The organism is Amycolatopsis circi (genome assembly GCF_003385235.1).
Taxonomy (GTDB): Bacteria; Actinomycetota; Actinomycetes; order Mycobacteriales; family Pseudonocardiaceae; genus Amycolatopsis; species Amycolatopsis circi.
The window spans coordinates 1-18,805 of record NZ_PQIA01000053.1; the positions used below are offsets into that span (position 1 = coordinate 1).

An 18,805-nucleotide genomic window follows, 5' to 3' on the forward strand; every position below is an offset into this window, starting at 1 on the left:
GCATACCCCCGCGACTGCTCCCGATGCCCAGCCCCGATCCCGAGCACAAACCGCCCGGGAAACCTCGAAGCCACCCGCTGATACGAGGCCGCCAGCACCGCCGGATCCCCCGACCACACGTTGACGATGCTCGACCCCACCACCAACGACTCAGTAGCTTCGAGCAGCTCGTCAATCCCGGCCAGCTCCACCCCAGGCCCACCGAGCCACAGCCCCGAATACCCCAGCCGCTCGATCTCGGCCGCCATCGCCGGAGTAGTCAACGCCCCGACCTGCCAAACGCCGTACCCGCGCAATCCGATCTTCATGAAGACCACCGTGCCGACCAAAAAATGGACCAGCAAGTCCAAAATGAGCCCAAAAGAAAGGCTCCCCGGCGACCAACGCCGGGGAGCCCGTTCCAAGAGAAGAACCTCAGCCAGTCACGCCGTCCTGCTCAGCAGCCTTGGCCACCGCAGCCGCCACCTCCGGCGCGACCCGCGGGTCCAGCGGACTGGGCACGATCCGGTCCCGCCCCAGATCGTCCGAAGCCACCGCCACGATCGCCTCGGCAGCGGCCAGCTTCATGTTCTCCGTGATCGCCCGCGCCCCCGCGTCCAGCGCCCCGCGGAACACCCCGGGGAACGCCAGCACGTTGTTGATCTGGTTCGGGAAGTCACTGCGCCCGGTAGCGACGATCGCCGCGTGCTGCGCGGCCACCGCCGGATGCACCTCCGGGTCCGGATTGGACAGCGCGAACACGATCGAGTCATCCGCCATCGTCGACAGCAGCGAGGGATCGATCGTCGCCCCGGACAGCCCGAGGAACACGTCCGCCCCGCGCAGCGCCTCGGCGAGACCGCCGGTCAGCCCGGCCTTGTTCGTGGTCTCCACCAGCTGCCGCTTGATCGGGTTCAGGTCCTCGCGTCCGGCGTGGACGATGCCGCGCGAGTCGAGCACCGTCACGTCCGCGACGCCAGCCGCGAGCAGGATCTTCGCGCAGGCCACCCCAGCCGCGCCCGCCCCGGACACCACGACCCGCTCGCCGGCGATGTCGCGGTCGAGCACCAGGTTCGCGCCGCGCAGGGCGGCGAGGGTGACGATCGCGGTGCCGTGCTGGTCGTCGTGCATGACCGGGCAGTCCAGCGCCTCCTTGAGCTTGTCCTCCAGCTCGAAGCAGCGCGGCGCGGAAATGTCCTCGAGGTTGACCGCGCCGAACGACGGGCGCAGCCGGACCAGGGTCTCGACGATCTCGTCGACGTCGGTGGTGTCGAGCACCAGCGGGATCGAGTCCAGCCCGCCGAAGGTCTTGAAGAGCACCGACTTGCCCTCCATGACCGGCAGCGAAGCGCTCGCGCCGATGTCCCCGAGGCCGAGCACCGCGGTGCCGTCGCTGACCACTGCCACGAGCCGGTCCGCCCAGGTGTACCGCTTCGCCTTGGCCGCGTCCTCGGCGATCGCGCGGCTCACCTTCGCCACGCCGGGCGTGTAGGCGATCGAGAGGTCGCGCGGGTCGGAGATCGGCCGGGTCGCCGCCACGGAGAGCTTGCCGCCCTCGTGCCCGGTGAAGATCTCGGCGTCGGTCACGGCCGCGACGGTGCTGGCCTGGTCGGTCATCGGGTTTCCTGTCGTGGGAATGACGGAAGCGGGCGGATGGGTCTGGGTCATCGAACGTACTCCTGGGACTGCGAGCGGGGGACCACCTGGTCGACGGGCGAAACGCGCCCGTCGAGAGTGGGAACTCGTCCTCCGGACGGCAGCCCAGCGCGGTAGCGCCGGCCTGTCGGCGAGGCGTCTGCGCGGCCATCCGATCCGTGGGGTGTGGCGATGGCCGCCGACGCTGCGGTTCGTCAATCATGACAGGCCCCCGGTCGCACCCGACCCCTCGGTGCGGCTCATGTCACAGATTCGCGATTCCCAAGACGTCCGTCCGGTTTCGGAAGCAGTTCCGTTCCGGGTCCGGAAACGCACTCGATAGGGTGGCCGCCATGGACTTCCGCCCGCTCAAGGTCTCCGGCGCATTCGAGTTCGTCCCGCGCGTCTTCCCCGACGAACGCGGATTGTTCGTCGCGCCGTTCCAGGAAGAGGCGATCGTCCGCGCCGCCGGGCACCCGCTGCGCGTCGCGCAGACGAACCACAGCGTTTCCCGGGCCGGCTCGATCCGCGGCGTGCACTTCGCCGACACCCCGCCGGGACAGGCGAAGTACGTCTACTGCCCGAGCGGGTCGCTGCTGGACGTGGTGGTGGACCTGCGCGTCGGCTCGCCGACGTTCGGCGAATGGGACTCGGTGCGGATCGACTCGACGGAATTCCGCGCGGTGTACGTGGCGGAAGGAATCGGGCACGCCTTCGTCGCGCTGGAAGACAACACCGTGATGACCTACCTGTGCTCGGAGCCGTACAACCCGGCGGGCGAGCACGGCATCAACCCGCTCGACCCGGCGCTGGACCTGCCGTGGCCCGCCGGACTGGCGCCCATTGTGTCCGAAAAGGACAAAGCGGCGCCGACCCTGGCCGAAGCGCTCGACCAGGGCCTGCTGCCGACGTACGCGGATTGCGTGGCGTACTACGAAAAGCTGCGGTCAGCGCACCGCTAGGCGCGCACGCCGTCCTCGGTGATGACCCGTTCGATATTGCGCTCGGCCAGCGCGGTGATCGTCACGAACGGGTTCACGCCGGTGCTGCCCGGAATCAGCGAACCGTCCGTCACGTACAGGTTCCGGTACCCCTTCACGCGCCCGTAGTTGTCGGTCGCGTCGCCGAGCACCAATCCGCCGAGCGGGTGGTAGGTGAAACGGTTCTCGAACGCCCGCGTGTCGCCGAAGAGGTCGTAGCGGTAGATCGTGGAGTTCGCCTTGTTGATCCGGTCGAACAACGACTTCGCCGCGTCGATCGACGGCTGTCCCTGGTCCGGCGTCCACTGCAGTTTCGCCGAATCGCTCGCGGCGTCGTAGGTGAAGTGGCCGCGTTCGGGGTTCTTGGTGATCGCCAGGTACAGGCTCGCCCACGTTTCGAGCCCGGCGGGCACCGGCGCGATTTCGGCGAACACCGGATTCGTCGGGTTGTCCCAGTCGTCGATGCCGAGCGCGGGCATCCCGGCTTCCAGGCTGCCGGTCGTGTCCCAGACGTGGTTGGCGCGGCCGAGCATCACGTTGCCGTTGGTGCCCCAGCCCTGACCGACGGCCTCGGACAGCCGCGGCAGCCGTCCGGTGTCGCGGGCGCGCACCAGCAGTTCGGTCGAACCGAGGCTGCCCGCGCCGAGGAAGAGGTACTTCGTGGACAGATGCTTGGTGGAGAGCACGTTGCCGAGCGCGTCGGACTCGCGCACGACGAGCGTGTACGTGCCGTCCTGCTGCTGAATGATTTCGCGGACCTGGTGCAGCGTCTGGATGGTCACGTTCCCGGTGCCGAGCGCGGCGGCGAGATACGTCTTGTCCAGCGAACGCTTGCCGTGGTTGTTGCCGTAGATGACCTCGGACGCCAGCGCCGAGCGTTCGACCGTGCCGGCTTCTTCCTTCTTCATATACTCGAAGTCGTAGACGCTCGGTACGAACGTGGTCTTCAACCCGGTTTTCTGCGCGGCTTTCCGGGAAACCCGCGCGAACTGGTAGGACTTGCAGGTCTCGAACCAGTTTTCGTCGATGTGGTTCACGCCGAGACCCGCGTTGGCGCGCGGGTAGTACTTGCCGTACATCTCGTCGGCGTTCACCTGCGGCAGGATTTCCTCGAAGTACGAACGCTTCGGCTGCACCGCCATCGCGCCGTTCACCAGCGATCCGCCGCCGACGCCGCGCCCGACGTACACCGACATCCCGCCGTAGTTCACCCGGTCCAGCACCCCGGCGTACGGATCGATGTCGTGGTTCGCCACGTCCAGCCACAGGAACGACGCGAGCGGCGCTTCAGTGCGCTTCTTGAACCACATCGACCGCCGGTCCGGCTTCAGCATGTCGCAGAAGACCTTGCCGTCCGGGCCCGGCTCGTTCCACAGCTGGCCCATTTCGAGCATCACCGTGGGCACGCCCGCCTCGCCGAGCCGCAGCGCGGTGACCGCCGCCCCGTACCCGGTGCCGATCACCACCGCGGGCGAATAGTCCGGCAGCGGCGCGACGGTCCCCGCACGCGCGGTCGTCGCCGAAATGCTGGTCAGTCCGAGGGCCGCGGCGGAGTTCAGCGCGGCGAGGCCGAGAAAACGGCGGCGGTTGAGGGGCATTCACGCATGCTGACCTGGTGCGCCCGCACTGACAAGGCCCAAAGTGAACGGTGTTCGCATTTGCCCAGTAAACGGCGTTAAGTTCACTCGGCCGGGGTAACGCCCCTCGTGCGCGGCAATCCCGGTTCTAACCGTGATCAGCACTCACGACCTACGCGGCGTGACCCACACGGTGATCGTCGCGGTGACCACCTCGGTCCCGCGCGAGTCCACGATCCGCACCGGAACCGGAAGATCGAATCCCGCGGAGCCGAACTCGGGGATCTCCGACAATTCGGCGATCGCCCGCAGCCCGGTTCCGGCCTTCGCGACGTAACTCACTTCCATGCCCTTGGGCAGCCACCGGTGCGTGGCCGGGACGGTCGCCTCGGCCAGCATGCCCATCGCGATCTCGGCGAGATTGCAGGCGGCGATCGCGTGGAAGGTGCGGATGTGGTTGTGGACACCCCACCACTTCGGCGCGGTCACCGAACAGTGGCCGGGACGGATCTCCCTGATGGTCGGCAGCACGGTGCCGAAGTAGGGCACGCGCAGGCACATCGCGGCGGAAAACAGCTGCTTGCCACCGGGTTTGGCGGCCAGCTTGCGCCACAGCCCGTACGTCGAGGGCGAACCCATCAGCACCTCCCAGGTGAAGTTACTCACCAGTAGCCTGACACACGACGAACCTGCCGGGCAAACCCGCCCCGGCTATATTCGGCCGCGTGGCACATCGGCTCTTTCTTCTCCGGCACGGCCAGACCGAATGGTCGTCGAACGGCAAGCACACCGGGCGCACCGACATCCCGCTGACCCCGGCGGGCGAGGAACAGGCGCGCGCGGCGGGCGGCACCCTGCGAACCCTGCTCGGCGGCCCCGGGCTGGTGCTTTCCAGCCCGCGCGGCCGCGCGCTGCGCACGGCGGAACTCGCTGGCCTGCGCGTGGACGAGGTCACCGAGGACCTGGCCGAATGGGATTACGGCGACTACGAAGGCGTCACCACGCCAGAGATCCGCGAGACAGTCCCGGACTGGACCGTCTGGACCCGCCCGATTCCCGGCGGCGAAAGCGCGCAGGACGTGCAGGCGCGCGCGGACAAGGTGCTCGACCGTGCCCGGCGCGAGATCGACAACGGCGACGTCGTCCTGGTCGGGCACGGGCACTTCAGCCGCGTGCTCGTCGCGCGCTGGCTCGGCCTGCCCGGCACCTCGGGTGTCCACTTCGGACTGGACCCGGCCGGTCTCGCGGTACTCGGCGACGAGCGCGGCGAACCGCAGATCGAGCACCTGAACCTGCTGCCCGCCTTGGAGGGATGAAGTGACCGACCCCCGCGTACGGCGGATCCGGCCGGAAGACGTCGACGCCGTCGTGGAACTGGTCTACGCGCTGGCCGAGTACGAACGCGCCCCGCAGGAATGCCATCTCACCTCCGAGCAGCTGCACAACGCGTTGTTCGGCGAGGCCCCGGCGCTGTTCGGCCACGTGGCCGAAGTGGACGGCGACATCGCCGGATTCACCTTGTGGTTCTTGAACTTCTCCACCTGGCGCGGCACGCACGGGATCTATCTGGAAGACCTGTACGTCCGCGAGGAACAGCGCGGTTCGGGCCTCGGCAAGGTGCTGCTGGCGACGCTGGCCGCGGAGTGCGTGGACAAGGGTTATCACCGGCTGGAGTGGTCGGTGCTCAACTGGAATCCGGCGGTCGGGTTTTATCGGGCGCTTGGGGCATTGCCGCAGGACGAGTGGTCGGTGTATCGGCTGACGGACGAGCCGTTGAGGGTGCTCGCCAAGGAAGCGTGAAGGTCGTGAGTGCTGATCACGGTTCTAACCGCGATCAGCACTCACGAGCCCCCTTTACGGCGTGGGCAACGGCAGCCCCGGCAGGTTCTGGTCCGCCGGTACCACCCCGTCGACCAAGTAGCCGTCCACCACTTCGTCGACCGCCTTGTTGCCGCCGATCCCGTAGATGCCGTGGTCGCCTTCCCCGGTGACGGTCAGCATCCGCGAGTTCTGGAACGCGGCATGCGCCTTCCGCGCGCCTTCGATCGGCGTGGCCGGGTCGTGCTCGGACTGGACGATCACCACCGGCGGCACACCCTTCCCGTTCAGCACCGGCATCGGCCGAGGCCGGCCCGGCCAGAAGGCACAGACCTGCGTCGACATCCACAGCGAACTGTGCAGGGTCACGCCCCGGTCGAGGTATTCCTGCGACCGGCGGATCAGCGACTGCCGGTCGCCCTTCCACGGCCCGTCATTGCACAGGGTCGTGATCAACGTCGACACCATCGCGTCATCAGTGCCGGTCTGGGCCGCAACGCCCATCGGACCGGATTTCTTCGCCTCCGCCAACGCCTTGCCGAGCGCCACGCGGGCACCCTCCTTGACTTGCGCCGAAGCCCGCGCGTCGGTCAGCGTTTTGACCCGGACCAGTACGGCGGCGATCGTCGGAAACTGGCTCTTGGCCTTGAGCGCGCCGACGAGGAAGGAGTCCAGCGCGACCGCGCCGATCTTCGTGCCGTTCACCTCGACCGGCTCGCGGGTCAGCGCGTACCGGACGCTCTCGTAGGTTTGCCGGGCCGCCTCGCCGCTCGTGCCGAAGTGGTATTTGACGTCGTAACGGGCCAGCCAGGGCAGGAAGTCCTGCCGCCAGCGGCGTTCGTAGCCTGTCGGCTGGAAGTCGAACGACTGCTGCCAGGTGCCGGTGAACTGGGTCGAGGAGTCCAGCACGAACCGCCCGGTGTGCTGCGGGAACTGCTGGGCGTAGTGCGCGCCGAGCCAGGTGCCCGCCGAGTACCCGATCCAGTTGATCCGGTCGCGGCCGAGCAGGGTGCGCAGCAGGTCCAGGTCCCGGACGTTCTGGAAGGTGCTGATCAGCGATCCCAGCTCGCCCGCGGCCCGGTGGCAGGCGGTCGCGACGTACCGGATCGCGTCGACGATCTGGTTCAGATTGCGCGGATCGCGGTCGCGCGGGTCGAGATCGGCTCCGGTGCTGGCCGCGCCGCCGCAGGTAACGTTGGTGCTGCGGCCGGTGCCGCGGGTGTCGATGCCGATGATTTCCTGGTGCTCGCGCAGCCTGTCCTGGCCGCGCAGCAGGGCGGGGAACCAGCGGCCGGGACCGCCGGGGCCGCCCGGGTTGGTGAGCACCGACGCCGTCGTGGCGCCGGTGGACTTGAGCCTGCTGATGGCGATGGTCAGGAACTGCCCGTCGTCCGGACGGTCCCAGTCCCGAGGCGTGCGGTAGACCGAGCATTCGAGCCCGGAGATGTCCGTGCCCGGCGGCAAATCGGCCAGCTCGCCTGGAGCGCAGGCGTGCCAGTCCAGCGCCTGACCGATGTAGCGGGCCGGGATCTTGGCGGTGTCCGCCGCGGCCGGCAGTGCCGCGGCGAGCAGCCCGCACACGACCGCTGAGCTGGTCACGACGAGGCGCAGTCTCCTCATGGCTTCCCCTCTTAGGAATTCGGGTGAATTCGCTTGCGCAGTCCCGATTCCATCGGCTGAGGGGTGCCCCGGACAGTGCCGCCATGTCACCTACCCGCTATGACGTGACGTCACTACCGCTCAATCCTGTTCGCGACGCTCCCGCTCGGCACGCCGTCCCGCGAGCCCGCCGCGCTCGGCCGCCTCTTCCTCGGTCTCGTCGTCGTGCATTCCCAGCGCCCAGGCCCGCGACGGACGACGGAACAACAGCACCAGCGCCGCCAGCCCGCACAGCCCGATCGGCACGCCCCACAGCGGCTGTCCGGACGGCCCCAGCAGGTACCAGCCGACCCCGATCAGCAGCAGCGCCACGACGACGCCGGGCGAGCGCGCCCACGTCTGGCCGAGCAGCAGCCCGACCGAGGCGGCGAGGAAGATCAGCGCCAGCACCGCGTAGGTGCCGAACTCGGCCCACACGTTGTTGCCCGGGATCGGCGGGTTCCGCAGCCCGTGCACCAGCAGCACCACGCCGAAGACCAGCAGGCCCAGCCCGGGAAGCCCGGTCAGGACGCCGGCGAGGCGGACCTCGAGCGGGGTGGGCGGCGGGTTCTCGGGATGCGACACGGGCGCGGCCCTTCTGCAGCTGCGGTGCGGAACTTTGCGGGAACTTGCCGGGGCACAGCCACCCGACCAGCGCGAGTCACCGTGCGTGAGCACTACTGATCGTATGCCACCCGGTCGGCCGTTTTCCGGGGCGGCGGCCGAAGAGAAAATCGGGGCAGTCGTGGATGAGCGGGCGGTCGGCCCGGGTGCACTTGTCACGACGCGCGGAGTTTTCGCCGTCTGCAGAGGAGGACCGCCCGCCACAGGGTCGCCACAGGTCACCGAGCCGGGACGGCGTGCGCAAGCGGCTGAGCTTCGCGTCACCATGTGGCGCTGGAGGTACGTCCGCCGAGCGAAATGCACTTACCCTGCGGTAGTGCGCGCCATCCTCGTCGTGAACCCCCAGGCCACCTCGACCACCGCGGGTGGCCGGGACGTGCTGGCGCACGCGCTGGCCAGCCAGGTGAAGCTCGACGTCGTCGAAACCGACTATCGCGGGCACGCGCTCGCGGTGGCCCGTTCGGCGGCTCGCGACGGCTACGACCTGGTGGTGGCGCACGGCGGCGACGGCACGGTCAACGAGGTCGTCAACGGCCTGCTCGCCGATTCCGCGGGCGCTCCCGGGCGCTCCGGGTCCGTCCCGATGCTCGGCGTCGTGCCGGGCGGCTCGGCCAACGTGTTCGCGCGCGCGGCCGGACTGCCCGCCGATCCGGTCGAGGCGACCCACCAGTTGCTCACCGCGCTGGAAACCGAACGGACCCGAAGGATCGGCCTCGGGCTGGCCGACGGGCACTGGTTCACCTTCAACGCGGGCCTCGGCTGGGACGCCGACGTCGTCGGCCGCGTCGCGAAACGGCGCGGCAAGCAAACCAGCGCGAGCCTCTATCTGCGGGCCGCGGTGCGCTCCTACTTCCGGCCTCCGCTCGGGCGGCCGGCGCTGACCGTCCGGATCCCGGGCGAGGAACCCGCCGAGGCGGTGACCGCGTTCGTGTCGAACACCGATCCGTGGACTTACCTCGGGGAACGTCCGGTCCATCTCAACTCCGGCTGCTCGTTCGAGACCGGATTGGGCCTGTTCGCGTTGAACGGTCTGCGATTGCCCACCGTGTTCACGCATGTACGGCAAGCTCTCCTCACGGAGAGCGATCAGCACGGCCGCCGTCTGCTCCGCCGCGACGATGTGCCTCTGATCCGCATCGACGCAGCTGAACCGGTCAACTTCCAGGTCGACGGGGACCTCGTCGGGCAACGCACCCGGGTCGAGTTCCAGAGCGTCCCGGATGCACTCACCGTAGTCGGATAGCCGACCGACCCCTGATCGCCCGCGGCAAAGTGTGTGCTGCCGCTCGGCGACGCAAACCTTCCGTTCACCGCACCGGCCTTCCGGCGAGCGGACATTTTCAGAACGAAACCGCAGGTCAGAGGCATAGCTCGGGCGGGTGAGCTGACTCACCGATCTTGTCGAAACCCTTGTCGAACGCGGTGCTTCGTGAAAGCATTCACAAGCACCCAAAAACACGACCGCCACTACTGTGGCGCGGCCCTCCCGCGTCACTGTGAAGGAGCTCACGAACATGGACTGGCGCCACGACGCGGCCTGCCGAGACGAGGACCCCGAGCTGTTCTTCCCGGTGGGAACCAGCGGTCCGGCTCTGTTGCAGGTCTCCGAGGCGAAGGCCGTGTGCCACCGCTGCCCCGCGGCTTCCGACTGCCTGGCCTGGGCTTTGGCCAGCGGCCAGGACGCCGGCGTCTGGGGCGGAATGAGCGAAGACGAGCGACGCGCGCTCAAGCGCCGCCGTACGCACATCGGCACGCGTACCACCGCCTGAGTCTTTCGACTCAGCTGCTGCACCCAGAATCACATCGCACCACCTCGGACCGGACTTTCGCCCGGCGGGCATTCGCGTGCCCGTGCCGCACATGGCGACATATACCCGGTTCGAGCGTAACAACCGAGGTCGGCCACCCCGCATCCGGGTGCCGCCTCACCCAGGACTATCCACGTCCTCCCGCGGAACGTTGAACGGGCCGGTACCGCCGAGCTTCACCGGTACCGGCCCTTCGACGCGTCTGGGTCCACTGTGGACACTTCACGCCTCGAGCGCCCAGCGCACGTAGCGCATCTTCGGGGCGAACCCGGCGTGCTCGAAAACTCCGGGAGCGCCGGACGGGCTCGCCGCGTCCACGGTCAGGCTGGCTTGGTCGTAGCCGTTTTCGACCGCGGCCCGCAACGCGCACCCGATCGCCGCGCTGGCGAGCCCGCGGTTCCGGTAAGCGGGAACCGTGCCGATCACCATGAGATGCGCGTCGCGGATACCGGTCGCTTCGGCGTCGGCGGCCCAGGACAGGGTCAGCACGAGACTCGCCGGAACACCGGTTTCCTTGTCCCGTAGCAGAAAGCTGAGTTCCGGCCGCAGCGCGTGGCCGGCGAATTTGTTCTGCCACGCGTCCGCGGGCAACGGCGGCGCGTTCCAATGATCCACAAAGGACTCGTTGCGGACGAGCCGGAACTCGTCGGCGTTCTCCGCCGACCACCGCTCGACGCGAAACCCGCCGGGCACCGGCGCGACCGCACCGCCCAGCGGATGTTCCATCCGCCGGAAATACCGGACCGGCGCGAACCCTTGCGAGCGAACGAGTTCCGGCACGCCCTCGATGTGCTCGGCTTTGTGGACGTCCACAAAGAGCCTCAGCTCCGGGTGGTGCGCCGCGTGCACCGTTCTCGCCGCTTCGATCCCGGCTTTCACGAGCGTGGTGCCGATTCCGCGGCGGCGGTATGCGGGATGGACTCCGCCGTCGAGAAGCACCCGGTCGACCTCGTCCGCGAACTGCTTGTAGCGGATTTTCATGTAGCCGACCATGCGCTCGCCGTCGAACGCGGCGAGACTCGCGCGTTCGAGATCGGCGTACGGATCGATCAGCTCCTGGAGAGTGTCTTCCGCGGTGTAGTACTCGCCGATCCGGTCGACCGCCTCGATGGCGTTGAGCAGATCGGCCGACGACTGGGCGTCCGCTTTCGTGAGCGGCCGCCACGTGAGGGCAGGCATGCGCCGGACAGTAATCCGGTGCGAACAGGCTGTCGCCAGGTTTTCTAGAGCCGCCGCGACAACGGAATCCGCAGCGCCGCTTCGGTGCCCGGGACCCGGTTGCCCGCCTCGTCGGTCCGGACCTGGCGCAGCGAAAGCGACCCGCGCAGTTCCGATTCGACCAGCGTCCGCACGATCTGCAGGCCCAGCCCGTCGCTGCGCTCCAGCGAGAACCCGGACGGCAGGCCGCGGCCGTTGTCGCGGATCAGGATGTCCAGCCAGCGCGCGGACCGCTCCACGATCAGCTCGACCTTGCCCGGCCGTCCCTGCGGGAACGCGTGCTCGATCGCGTTCTGCACCAGTTCGGCCAGCACCATCACCAGCGGCGTGGCGATCTCGGCCACGACCACGCCGAACGAGCCCTTGCGCGTCATGCCGACCTGCGATTCCGCGGTGGCGACCTCGCCGACCATCGGGAGCACGTTGTCGAGCAGCTTGTCCAGGTCCACGCGCTCGTCGACGGAGATCGACAGCGCCTCGTGCACCATCGCGATCGACGACACCCGCCGCACCGATTCGCCCAGCGCCAGCCGGGCCTCGTCGCTCGTGGTGCGCCGGGACTGCAGCCGCAGCAGCGCGGCAACGGTCTGCAGGTTGTTCTTCACGCGGTGATGGATCTCGCGGATCGTGGCGTCCTTCGACATCAGCGCGCGGTCGCGGCGCTTGACCTCGGTGACGTCGCGGACCAGCACCAACGCGCCCGCGGGCTGCCCGGCCGGGCGCAGCGGCAGCGCACGGAACAGCACGACCGCGCCGCGCTTCGAGTCGGCCTCGGTGCGGGTGGAGGGCTTGCCGTCGAGGGCCTCGATGATCCGGTGCGACACCTCGGTGGCGTCGAACGGGTCGCGGATCAGCAACCGGGTGAGCGGGGCCAGCCGCTGTCCGACGAGGTCCGATTCGTGGCCCATCCGGTGGTAGGCGGACAGGCCGTTCGGGCTGGCGAACACGACGGTGCCGGCCTGGTCGAGCCGGACGAGACCGTCGCCGACGCGCGGGCTGGTGTGCGTGTCGGTCTGGTTGCCGCCGGCGGGCGGGAAGGTGCCGTCCACGATCATCTGGCACAGGTCGCCCGCGCTGCCGAGGTAGGCGATCTCCAGCGGGCTCGGGACGCGCGGCGCGGCGAGGTTGGTCTCGCGGCTCAGCACGGCGATCACGTCGCCGCCGAAGCTCACCGGCACCGCCTCGCGGCGCATCGGCAGGTCCCGGTACCAGTGCGGGTCTTCCTCGCGGCAGATCTTGACCTCGCGCATGGCCTTGGCCAGCTGCGGATGCTCGTCCACGGTGAACCGGGTGCCGACGACGTCCTCGGGATGCGCGGTGGGCGCGGTCGTCGGCCGGGCGTGCGCGACACACACGAAATCGCCGCCGTCGGGCTGGTGTTCCACGGAAACCGGAACCCAGAGCAGGAAGTCGGCGAACGACAGGTCGGCCAGCAGCTGCCACTCCGCGACGACGGTCTGCAGGTGGTCGGCCGCTTCGCCGGGGAGGCCGGTGTTCTCGGCGAGCAGGTCGGCAAGGGTCGACACGGCTACCGGCCGCCCTCGAATGCGGTGTGTTCGTTCATGCCTGCGCACCTCCTGAGTCCATCCAACCAGAGCGCAGAAGCGGGTGCCGCCGAGGAGTCGCCGGGCCGCATGACACACTTGACCAGTTGACCCGTGCCCGGCCGGTGTGTCGCACCCCGCCCCGGGACACTCAGCACACCGAGGAGAGAACATGTCGAAGCGCGCCCGCAAGCGTCGCGACCGCAAGAAGAACGGCGCCAACCACGGCAAGAAGCCCAACGCCTGAGTCCGCGCCAGGACCTGACGCGGCCCCCGCACCGGATCGGTGCGGGGGCCGTTGTCGTGAAAGCGGTCAGTCGCGGCTGGTGCGCTGTTCCACGGTGATCTCGGTGCGCTCCACGGTGACGCCGCCCTGCGTGGCGACGGTCTGCCGGATCGACGCGCGCAGCCTGCTCTTCAGCTCCGCCGGGGCGAGGTCGCCGCCGCATTTGCGGGCGAGCAGGTGCTTGAGCTGCTCGTCGATGCCGTACTCCTCGAGGCACGGCGGGCAGTCCTCGATGTGCCTGCGCAGTTCCGCGTCCCGCTCCGGACTGCATTCGCGGTCGAGCAGCAGGTAGATCTCCGCGAGCGCGTCCTCGCAGGGCATCTTCTCCGCGGGCACGTCTTCCGAGCTCATCGTTTCGCCACCTCCTCGCGGTTCCCCCGGATGAAGCCGCGCTCGCGCGCGACGTCGGCCAGCAGGTCGCGCAGCTGCGCGCGGCCGCGGTGCAGCCTGGACATCACGGTGCCGATCGGAGTGTCCATGATCTCGGCGATCTCCTTGTACGCGAAACCCTCGACGTCGGCGAGGTAGACCGCGAGCCGGAACTCCTCGGGGAGCTTCTGCAGCGCCGCCTTGACGTCGGTGTCGGGGAGATTGTCCATCGCCTCGACCTCGGCCGAGCGAAGGCCGACCGACGTGTGGCTCTCGGCGCGGGCGATCTGCCAGTCGCTGATCTCGTCCGTGGGCTGCTGCACCGGCTGCCGCTGACGTTTGCGGTAGCCGTTGATGTAGGTGTTGGTGAGGATGCGGTACATCCACGCCTTGAGGTTCGTGCCTGCCTTGAAGGACGCGAACGCCGCGTACGCCTTCAGGTAGGTCTCCTGGACCAGGTCCTCGGCGTCGGACGGGTTGCGGGTCATCCGCATAGCGGCCGCGTACAGCTGGTCGAGCAGGGGCATCGCGTCGCGCTCGAAGCGCTCCGCTAGCTCCAGCTCGTCGGCCGCCGTCTCCGGCGCGGAGTTGGGGGTGCTCGGCAAACCGTTCCCTTCCCGTTCGGCGTCGATGCGCTTCTGCGCATACGGCAGCACCGAGTTTACGCGGGGGTTCGGGAAGCCGGTCCCGGGACGGCTCCTGCCGGGGCGGGGAGTGGCGAGCGTGGTGGTCACGATGTCTGTAACAGAACGTCCCGACCGGGCATTCCCGGCTTGTTTCGTAGACTCGCCCGCATGGCGGGCAAGGGCACTCCGGCGACGGCGCTGCTGCAGAAGCAGAAGGTGACGCACACCGTGCACACCTACGACCACGATCCCCGGGCGGAGTCGTTCGGCCTGGAGGCGGTGGAAGCGCTGGGCCTGGAGCCCGGGCGGGTGTTCAAAACGCTGGTCGCGGACGTGGACGGGAAACTCGTCGTCGGTGTGGTGCCGGTCACCGGCCAGCTGGATCTGAAGGCGCTGGCCGCGGCGGCCGGGGGCAAAAAGGCGAAAATGGCCGACCCGGCCGCTGCCCAGCGGGCCACCGGTTATGTGCTCGGCGGGATCTCGCCGCTCGGCCACCGGAGCCGCCTGCCCGTAGTCCTGGACGGTTCGGCGCTGGGCTATCCGACGATGTTCTGCTCCGGCGGCCGACGCGGGCTTGAGGTGGAGCTGGACCCGGCCGAACTGGTGCGGCTGACTGGTGCGGTGGTGGCCGGGATCGCGGCTGGTTAAGCGGCTTCGGGCGCTTCTGGTACTTCGAGGACGAAGAACAGGAAGCAGAGAAAAGCTTCCTTGCCCTGCATTTCCTCGGGGAACTTCTCGCGCGCGCCCTCTGCCGGATACGGCTCGCTGAGCACCGAGGTGCGGAATCCGGCCTTGGTGAAGGCTTCGGTCATCGCGTGCAGCGGGCGGTGCCAGTACGAGAGCACGCCCTTTTGGCCGTTGAAAGTGTATTCCTCGGACCATTGTTCGGTGGCGAAGTAGTTGCCCTCGGGGTGGACGATTTTGTAGATGATCGGATGGTTGACGGCCAGGATCAGCCGTCCGCCGGGCCGGATGATCCGCCGCAGCTCGGCCAGCGGAGCGGTCCAGTCCTCGAGGTAGTGCAGGACCAAGGCCGCGATGACGTCGTCGAACGCCTGGTCGGCGTAGGGAAGCGGCTGGCTGATGTCGGCGACCCGGAGATCCGCGTCGTCGCCGAGTCTCTGCCGCGCGAGGCGGACCATGGTGGCACTGAAATCGAAGCCGCTCACGTGCGCGCCGCGGTCCCTCAGCGAGGCGAACAACGGTCCGGCACCGCAGCCCGCGTCGAGGATCCTGCGGCCGGTCACGTCGCCAGCGAGATCGAGAATCGCGGGGCGGGTGTAGTAGGCGTTGATGAGACTGTGCTCGGTTTCGATCGCGTAGGCCTCGCCGAAGGTGTCGTAGTCATTGGCGAGGGTTTCGTCGGAAGCGTTGGCAGTCATGGAATCCACCCTGGCACGGGTTCGCTTTCTCGGACCGGCAACTGGGCGCGCACCGTAGTGCCGGAGTCCGGCAGGCTGACGATCGTCAGCCTGCCGCCCACAGTGTCCGCCCGGTCGCGCAACCCGGCCAGACCGCTTCCGTCGGTGGAATCCGAAGGGAAGCCGCAGCCGTTGTCACGGATTTCGAGGCACAGCTCCCCTGCCTCCAGCGAAAGCCGCATGGTCACCTGCGTGGCCCGGGCGTGCTTGAGAACGTTGGCCAGCGCCTCCGAAACGATGAAATAGGCGGTCTCCTCGAGGTCGACGGCGAACCGGGCGGCCCGCACCTCCGGATCGGCGTCGACGGCGACGGGGATCGGCATCCGGCGGGCGCGGGATTCCACCGCGGCCGCCAGGCCTTGGTCGGTCAGCTCGGCTGGGTGAATGCGGTGAGCCGCTTCGCGGACTTCGTCGATGACGCGGCAGAGCGCCTCCTGCGCCGCGTCGAGCGCCGGATCGACGTGGCCGGGATCCCGCCGGAGCTGGTCGCGGGCAAGCCCCAGCGTGGTCAGCAACACGATCAGCTCCTGCTGGATGCCGTCGTGCAGGCGCCGCTGGATCCGTCGCCGCTCGCTGCTCTGGGCGTGCACGATGCGGGCTCGCGACGCCTCCAGCTCGCCGGCCTGACGCTCGATCTGGTCCAGGCGGGCCAGCAGTTCCGCGGAAAGCCCGACGTTGTGCACTGCCAGCGCGCTCTGCCGGGCGAGGGTGGTGACCAGTTCCTCGTCCGCGGCGGTGAACTCCCCTTCGGTCTTGGGACCGCACTCGATCAGGCCCAGCCGGTCCCCGCCGTGCCGGAGGGCCGCTTCCAGGCGAGCGGTCGCGCTCGGCGGCGGTTCGCCCGCGGTCGCGACGACCGATTGTTCCGGTGGTTGCAGGCGCACGCGTGCCCAGCGCAGATCCAAGGCCTCGCGCAGACCGCCGGCCAGCTGATCGGCGAGCGCGGGCAAGTCGAATGCCTGCTCAAGAGTGCCGCCGAGGTGCACCAGAAGTTCGTAGCTGCTGGGACGGCGACCGAACACCCGGAGGGAAGCGGCGCGGGAAAGCCGGGCCCGGATCGGCAAGACCGCCAGGGCCGCGGCGACCGTGACCAGCATCGCCGGCCAGAGCGAGAGAAAGCGGCTCGCGGCGAGGCTCAGCCCGGCCACCACGCCGAGGTACCACAACGCGATCAGCAACCAGAGCAATCGGTACCGGGTCGAACGCCGGACCTCGACGCCGAGCATCCGGTAGCGGAAAGCCGCCACCGCCAGCGCGACCGGAACCGCCACCGTCGCCAGCAAGACGAGGATCGGGGCGAGTTGTCCGGTGCTGCCGGGCACCAGCCGGCTCGCCAGGACCAGCGGGGCCAGCACCGCCGTACCGACGAGCACCGCCATCCCCAGCAGCCAGCGCAGGAGGCGCCGTTGTGCCCGGGGAAGCAGAAAGTACCGCGCGGCCAGCAAAACCGGTCCCAGCACGAGAAGCCACATCCCCAGCGGAATCGGGCTGACCGGAAGCGGCCCGCCCGCGAACGTGAGGACCAGCGCGAACGGCACCACCAGCCACAGCGCGCGCAGCACCGCCTTCTCGTAGGCGAACCGGTAACGACCGTCCGGCAGCAACCCCACCAACCGGACCGCCGTCACGACGAGAACCGCCGCGATCCCTCCGATCAGCACTCGCCAGATCCGGGGCAGCTGAACGAAATCGAACGCGTTTCCCGCCGCGGCGGCCAGGAACGCGACAGCCGTCAGCATCGCGAACAGCACGCCGACGGCCAGCGCCTGCCGCGCGACCGGATGCGGTGGCACCAGCCGCCACGCGAAAACCCCGACCAGCCAGCTCGGCAGCGGCCCGGCGACTGCGATCGCCAAGGTGAGCGGGTTGTCCAGCACGGTCAGTGCCGCGACGACCGACCAGAGCACGCAGGCCGCGCCAGTCAGCGCGGACACCCGGAGCAACCACCGCATCTTCCCTCCCCAGTGGCCACCATGGTCGCCGGGCTCGCCGGTAGAGGCAAACCTCCACCGGGACGCCAGGACTGCCGGATGTTCCGGGCCGCCGCGGCACGCGAGAGTTCTGGGGCCAGCTGGACCCCAAACCGTTGCGGAGGAAGAAATGTTTCGTGGATTGATCGTGGTCGTCGCCGCGTCGCTGCTCGCGGGAAGCACTGCCCAGGCTCAGCCCGCGCCATCGCTCGTCCTCGATCTGCCGGCACCGACCGGCCCGCATGCCGTCGGCGTCGCAGAACTGCATCTGGTCGACCGGGCCAGACCGGACCCGTGGGACGCCAAGCTGGCCTTTCGGGAGCTGATGACCACCGTGTTCTACCCCGCCGCCGACACTCGCGGCTACCCGATCGCCCCGCAGATGACGGCCGCCGCGGCACAGCTTTTTCCCGGGATTGACGCCCAATGGCTGCATCCGGAACTACCGCGTTCGGGGGTGGACTGGGCAGCCACCATGACCCACGCGCACACCGGCGCGCCCGCTGAGCCGGTCCGGCGACCGGTCGTGCTCTACAGCCCGGGCCTCGGTGACCCGCGCACGCTCGGCACCAGTGTCGCGGAAGACCTGGCCAGCCACGGCTACGTGGTGGTGACTGTCGATCACCCCGGAGAGACGAGCGAGGTCGACCTGCCGGGCAGACTGCCGCGGACCATCAAGGACCTGCCCGCCGATCCCCGAACCAGTCCGTCGGTCTTCCGCACGATGATGACCACTCGCTTCGCCGACCTCCGCTTCGTCCTCGACGAGCTGGAATCCCTTGCCGCGGGCGGGAATCCGGACGCGGAGAAACGCACTCTGCCCGACAGTCTCGACCGAGCCCTTGATCTGCGGCGCGTCGGCATGTACGGCCACGGAGCCGGCGGCGCGACGGCGGCCGAGGCGTTGTACGAGGACCCGAGAATCGACGCGGCAGCCGACCTGGACGGGTACCTCGACTACCTGCCGGACTCTCCCGGCCAGGACGGCGAACTGCTCCCGGTGGCCGCGCACGGCGTCCACCGGCCGGTGTTGCTGCTGGGAACAGCCGGTTTCCGGGACGCGCGGATCACCCGGACGTGGTCCGCGCTGCTCGCTCACCGGCACGGTTGCACCCGCTGGTCGCAGATCGACGACGCCGCGCACTGGGCGCTCACCGACTTCGGCGTCGAGGCACCCCAATTGGAAGCTGCCGGGCTGATGAGCCAGCAGAACCGGGACAAGCTCGTCGGGACCATCGGGGATGCCGCGGCTGTAGTGCGTGATCGCGTGGTCTCGTTCTTCGATCAGCACTTGCGGCATCGCACTCGCTGA

General features: G+C 69.0%; 20 protein-coding genes. 8 read left to right on the forward strand and 12 right to left on the reverse strand.

What is annotated here, in order from left to right; all coding sequences use genetic code 11:
* Both D0D37_RS22570 and D0D37_RS22575 read right to left on the reverse strand, forming a co-directional pair.
* On the reverse strand, positions 1-308 hold a 308-nt coding region (locus D0D37_RS22570), incomplete at its 3' end, for an LLM class flavin-dependent oxidoreductase (protein ID WP_116202604.1).
* 106 nt (positions 309-414) lie between these two features.
* Positions 415-1,596 (reverse strand): NAD(P)-dependent malic enzyme, encoded by a 1,182-nt coding sequence (locus tag D0D37_RS22575; protein ID WP_116202557.1) that lies wholly within the window; start codon positions 1,594-1,596, stop codon positions 415-417.
* Positions 1,597-1,967: 371 nt separating this feature from the next.
* Here D0D37_RS22575 and D0D37_RS22580 point away from each other — a divergent pair, with 371 nt between their 5' ends.
* The gene (locus tag D0D37_RS22580; RefSeq protein WP_116202558.1) at positions 1,968-2,576 is read left to right on the forward strand and encodes a dTDP-4-dehydrorhamnose 3,5-epimerase family protein; all 609 of its coding nucleotides are present in this window, start codon (positions 1,968-1,970) and stop codon (positions 2,574-2,576) included.
* Here D0D37_RS22580 and D0D37_RS22585 read toward each other — a convergent pair.
* On the reverse strand, positions 2,573-4,192 hold the full coding sequence (locus D0D37_RS22585) for a GMC oxidoreductase (protein WP_116202559.1): 1,620 nt from the start codon (positions 4,190-4,192) through the stop codon (positions 2,573-2,575). The two genes, D0D37_RS22580 and D0D37_RS22585, sit on opposite strands and share 4 nt — an antisense overlap.
* Before the next feature lie 144 nt (positions 4,193-4,336).
* Positions 4,337-4,810 (reverse strand): hotdog fold domain-containing protein, encoded by a 474-nt coding sequence (locus tag D0D37_RS22590; protein WP_116202560.1) that lies wholly within the window; start codon positions 4,808-4,810, stop codon positions 4,337-4,339.
* An 86-nt stretch (positions 4,811-4,896) separates the two neighbouring features.
* Between D0D37_RS22590 and D0D37_RS22595 the strand changes: the two genes are divergently transcribed.
* Positions 4,897-5,487: an acid phosphatase gene (locus D0D37_RS22595; RefSeq protein WP_116202561.1), complete on the forward strand. Its 591-nt coding sequence runs from the start codon at positions 4,897-4,899 to the stop codon at positions 5,485-5,487.
* Between the two features lies 1 nt (position 5,488).
* Positions 5,489-5,971: a GNAT family N-acetyltransferase gene (locus D0D37_RS22600; RefSeq protein ID WP_116202562.1), complete on the forward strand. Its 483-nt coding sequence runs from the start codon at positions 5,489-5,491 to the stop codon at positions 5,969-5,971.
* A 54-nt stretch (positions 5,972-6,025) separates the two neighbouring features.
* Here D0D37_RS22600 and D0D37_RS22605 read toward each other — a convergent pair whose 3' ends face one another.
* Together D0D37_RS22605 and D0D37_RS22610 are read right to left on the reverse strand one after the other, a co-directional pair.
* Positions 6,026-7,609: an alpha/beta hydrolase gene (locus tag D0D37_RS22605; protein WP_116202563.1), complete on the reverse strand. Its 1,584-nt coding sequence runs from the start codon at positions 7,607-7,609 to the stop codon at positions 6,026-6,028.
* 120 nt (positions 7,610-7,729) lie between these two features.
* The gene (locus D0D37_RS22610) at positions 7,730-8,212 is read right to left on the reverse strand and encodes a hypothetical protein (RefSeq protein ID WP_116202564.1); all 483 of its coding nucleotides are present in this window, start codon (positions 8,210-8,212) and stop codon (positions 7,730-7,732) included.
* A 355-nt stretch (positions 8,213-8,567) separates the two neighbouring features.
* Here D0D37_RS22610 and D0D37_RS22615 point away from each other — a divergent pair, with 355 nt between their 5' ends.
* Together D0D37_RS22615 and D0D37_RS22620 are read left to right on the forward strand one after the other, a co-directional pair.
* The gene (locus D0D37_RS22615; protein WP_116202565.1) at positions 8,568-9,494 is read left to right on the forward strand and encodes a diacylglycerol/lipid kinase family protein; all 927 of its coding nucleotides are present in this window, start codon (positions 8,568-8,570) and stop codon (positions 9,492-9,494) included.
* Between the two features lie 271 nt (positions 9,495-9,765).
* Complete coding sequence (locus tag D0D37_RS22620; RefSeq protein WP_009082948.1) at positions 9,766-10,020, forward strand: WhiB family transcriptional regulator; 255 nt, start codon at positions 9,766-9,768, stop codon at positions 10,018-10,020.
* Between the two features lie 261 nt (positions 10,021-10,281).
* On the opposite strand, the gene D0D37_RS22625 is transcribed toward D0D37_RS22620, so the two are convergent.
* Together D0D37_RS22625 and D0D37_RS22630 are read right to left on the reverse strand one after the other, a co-directional pair.
* Positions 10,282-11,238: a GNAT family N-acetyltransferase gene (locus tag D0D37_RS22625; protein ID WP_116202566.1), complete on the reverse strand. Its 957-nt coding sequence runs from the start codon at positions 11,236-11,238 to the stop codon at positions 10,282-10,284.
* Between the two features lie 44 nt (positions 11,239-11,282).
* Positions 11,283-12,803 carry a sensor histidine kinase gene (locus D0D37_RS22630; protein ID WP_116202567.1) on the reverse strand — a complete coding sequence of 507 codons (1,521 nt, stop codon included), beginning with the start codon at positions 12,801-12,803 and terminating at the stop codon, positions 11,283-11,285.
* A gap of 190 nt (positions 12,804-12,993) precedes the next feature.
* On the opposite strand from D0D37_RS22630, the gene D0D37_RS48875 reads away from it, so the two are divergent.
* Positions 12,994-13,068: a 50S ribosomal protein bL37 gene (locus tag D0D37_RS48875; RefSeq protein WP_098515123.1), complete on the forward strand. Its 75-nt coding sequence runs from the start codon at positions 12,994-12,996 to the stop codon at positions 13,066-13,068.
* 66 nt (positions 13,069-13,134) lie between these two features.
* Here D0D37_RS48875 and rsrA read toward each other — a convergent pair whose 3' ends face one another.
* Together rsrA and D0D37_RS22640 are read right to left on the reverse strand one after the other, a co-directional pair.
* Positions 13,135-13,458: a mycothiol system anti-sigma-R factor gene (gene rsrA, locus D0D37_RS22635; protein WP_116202568.1), complete on the reverse strand. Its 324-nt coding sequence runs from the start codon at positions 13,456-13,458 to the stop codon at positions 13,135-13,137.
* Positions 13,455-14,081 (reverse strand): sigma-70 family RNA polymerase sigma factor, encoded by a 627-nt coding sequence (locus D0D37_RS22640; protein WP_116202605.1) that lies wholly within the window; start codon positions 14,079-14,081, stop codon positions 13,455-13,457. The genes rsrA and D0D37_RS22640 overlap by 4 nt, the downstream gene beginning before the upstream one ends.
* Positions 14,082-14,270: 189 nt before the next feature.
* On the opposite strand from D0D37_RS22640, the gene ybaK reads away from it, so the two are divergent.
* Positions 14,271-14,750 carry a Cys-tRNA(Pro) deacylase gene (gene ybaK / locus D0D37_RS22645; RefSeq protein WP_116202569.1) on the forward strand — a complete coding sequence of 160 codons (480 nt, stop codon included), beginning with the start codon at positions 14,271-14,273 and terminating at the stop codon, positions 14,748-14,750.
* On the opposite strand, the gene D0D37_RS22650 is transcribed toward ybaK, so the two are convergent.
* Together D0D37_RS22650 and D0D37_RS22655 are read right to left on the reverse strand one after the other, a co-directional pair.
* Positions 14,747-15,484: a class I SAM-dependent methyltransferase gene (locus tag D0D37_RS22650; protein WP_116202570.1), complete on the reverse strand. Its 738-nt coding sequence runs from the start codon at positions 15,482-15,484 to the stop codon at positions 14,747-14,749. The genes ybaK and D0D37_RS22650 overlap by 4 nt on opposite strands.
* Entirely contained in the window at positions 15,481-17,475 is a 1,995-nt protein-coding gene (locus D0D37_RS22655; protein WP_116202571.1) for a sensor histidine kinase, read from the reverse strand. The genes D0D37_RS22650 and D0D37_RS22655 overlap by 4 nt, the downstream gene beginning before the upstream one ends.
* Before the next feature lie 148 nt (positions 17,476-17,623).
* On the opposite strand from D0D37_RS22655, the gene D0D37_RS22660 reads away from it, so the two are divergent.
* Positions 17,624-18,805, forward strand: coding sequence for an alpha/beta hydrolase (locus tag D0D37_RS22660; RefSeq protein WP_116202572.1), 1,182 nt, complete (start codon positions 17,624-17,626; stop codon positions 18,803-18,805).

Coding starts and splice junctions, on each gene's coding strand:
- D0D37_RS22575 (WP_116202557.1), bottom strand. CDS start 1,596: ATGACCGACCAGGCCAGCACCGTCGCGGCCGTGACCGACGCCGAGATC.
- D0D37_RS22580 (WP_116202558.1), top strand. CDS start 1,968: ATGGACTTCCGCCCGCTCAAGGTCTCCGGCGCATTCGAGTTCGTCCCG.
- D0D37_RS22585 (WP_116202559.1), bottom strand. CDS start 4,192: ATGCCCCTCAACCGCCGCCGTTTTCTCGGCCTCGCCGCGCTGAACTCC.
- D0D37_RS22590 (WP_116202560.1), bottom strand. CDS start 4,810: ATGGGTTCGCCCTCGACGTACGGGCTGTGGCGCAAGCTGGCCGCCAAA.
- D0D37_RS22605 (WP_116202563.1), bottom strand. CDS start 7,609: ATGAGGAGACTGCGCCTCGTCGTGACCAGCTCAGCGGTCGTGTGCGGG.
- D0D37_RS22620 (WP_009082948.1), top strand. CDS start 9,766: ATGGACTGGCGCCACGACGCGGCCTGCCGAGACGAGGACCCCGAGCTG.
- D0D37_RS22625 (WP_116202566.1), bottom strand. CDS start 11,238: ATGCCTGCCCTCACGTGGCGGCCGCTCACGAAAGCGGACGCCCAGTCG.
- rsrA (WP_116202568.1), bottom strand. CDS start 13,458: ATGAGCTCGGAAGACGTGCCCGCGGAGAAGATGCCCTGCGAGGACGCG.
- ybaK (WP_116202569.1), top strand. CDS start 14,271: ATGGCGGGCAAGGGCACTCCGGCGACGGCGCTGCTGCAGAAGCAGAAG.
- D0D37_RS22650 (WP_116202570.1), bottom strand. CDS start 15,484: ATGACTGCCAACGCTTCCGACGAAACCCTCGCCAATGACTACGACACC.
- D0D37_RS22655 (WP_116202571.1), bottom strand. CDS start 17,475: ATGCGGTGGTTGCTCCGGGTGTCCGCGCTGACTGGCGCGGCCTGCGTG.
- D0D37_RS22660 (WP_116202572.1), top strand. CDS start 17,624: ATGTTTCGTGGATTGATCGTGGTCGTCGCCGCGTCGCTGCTCGCGGGA.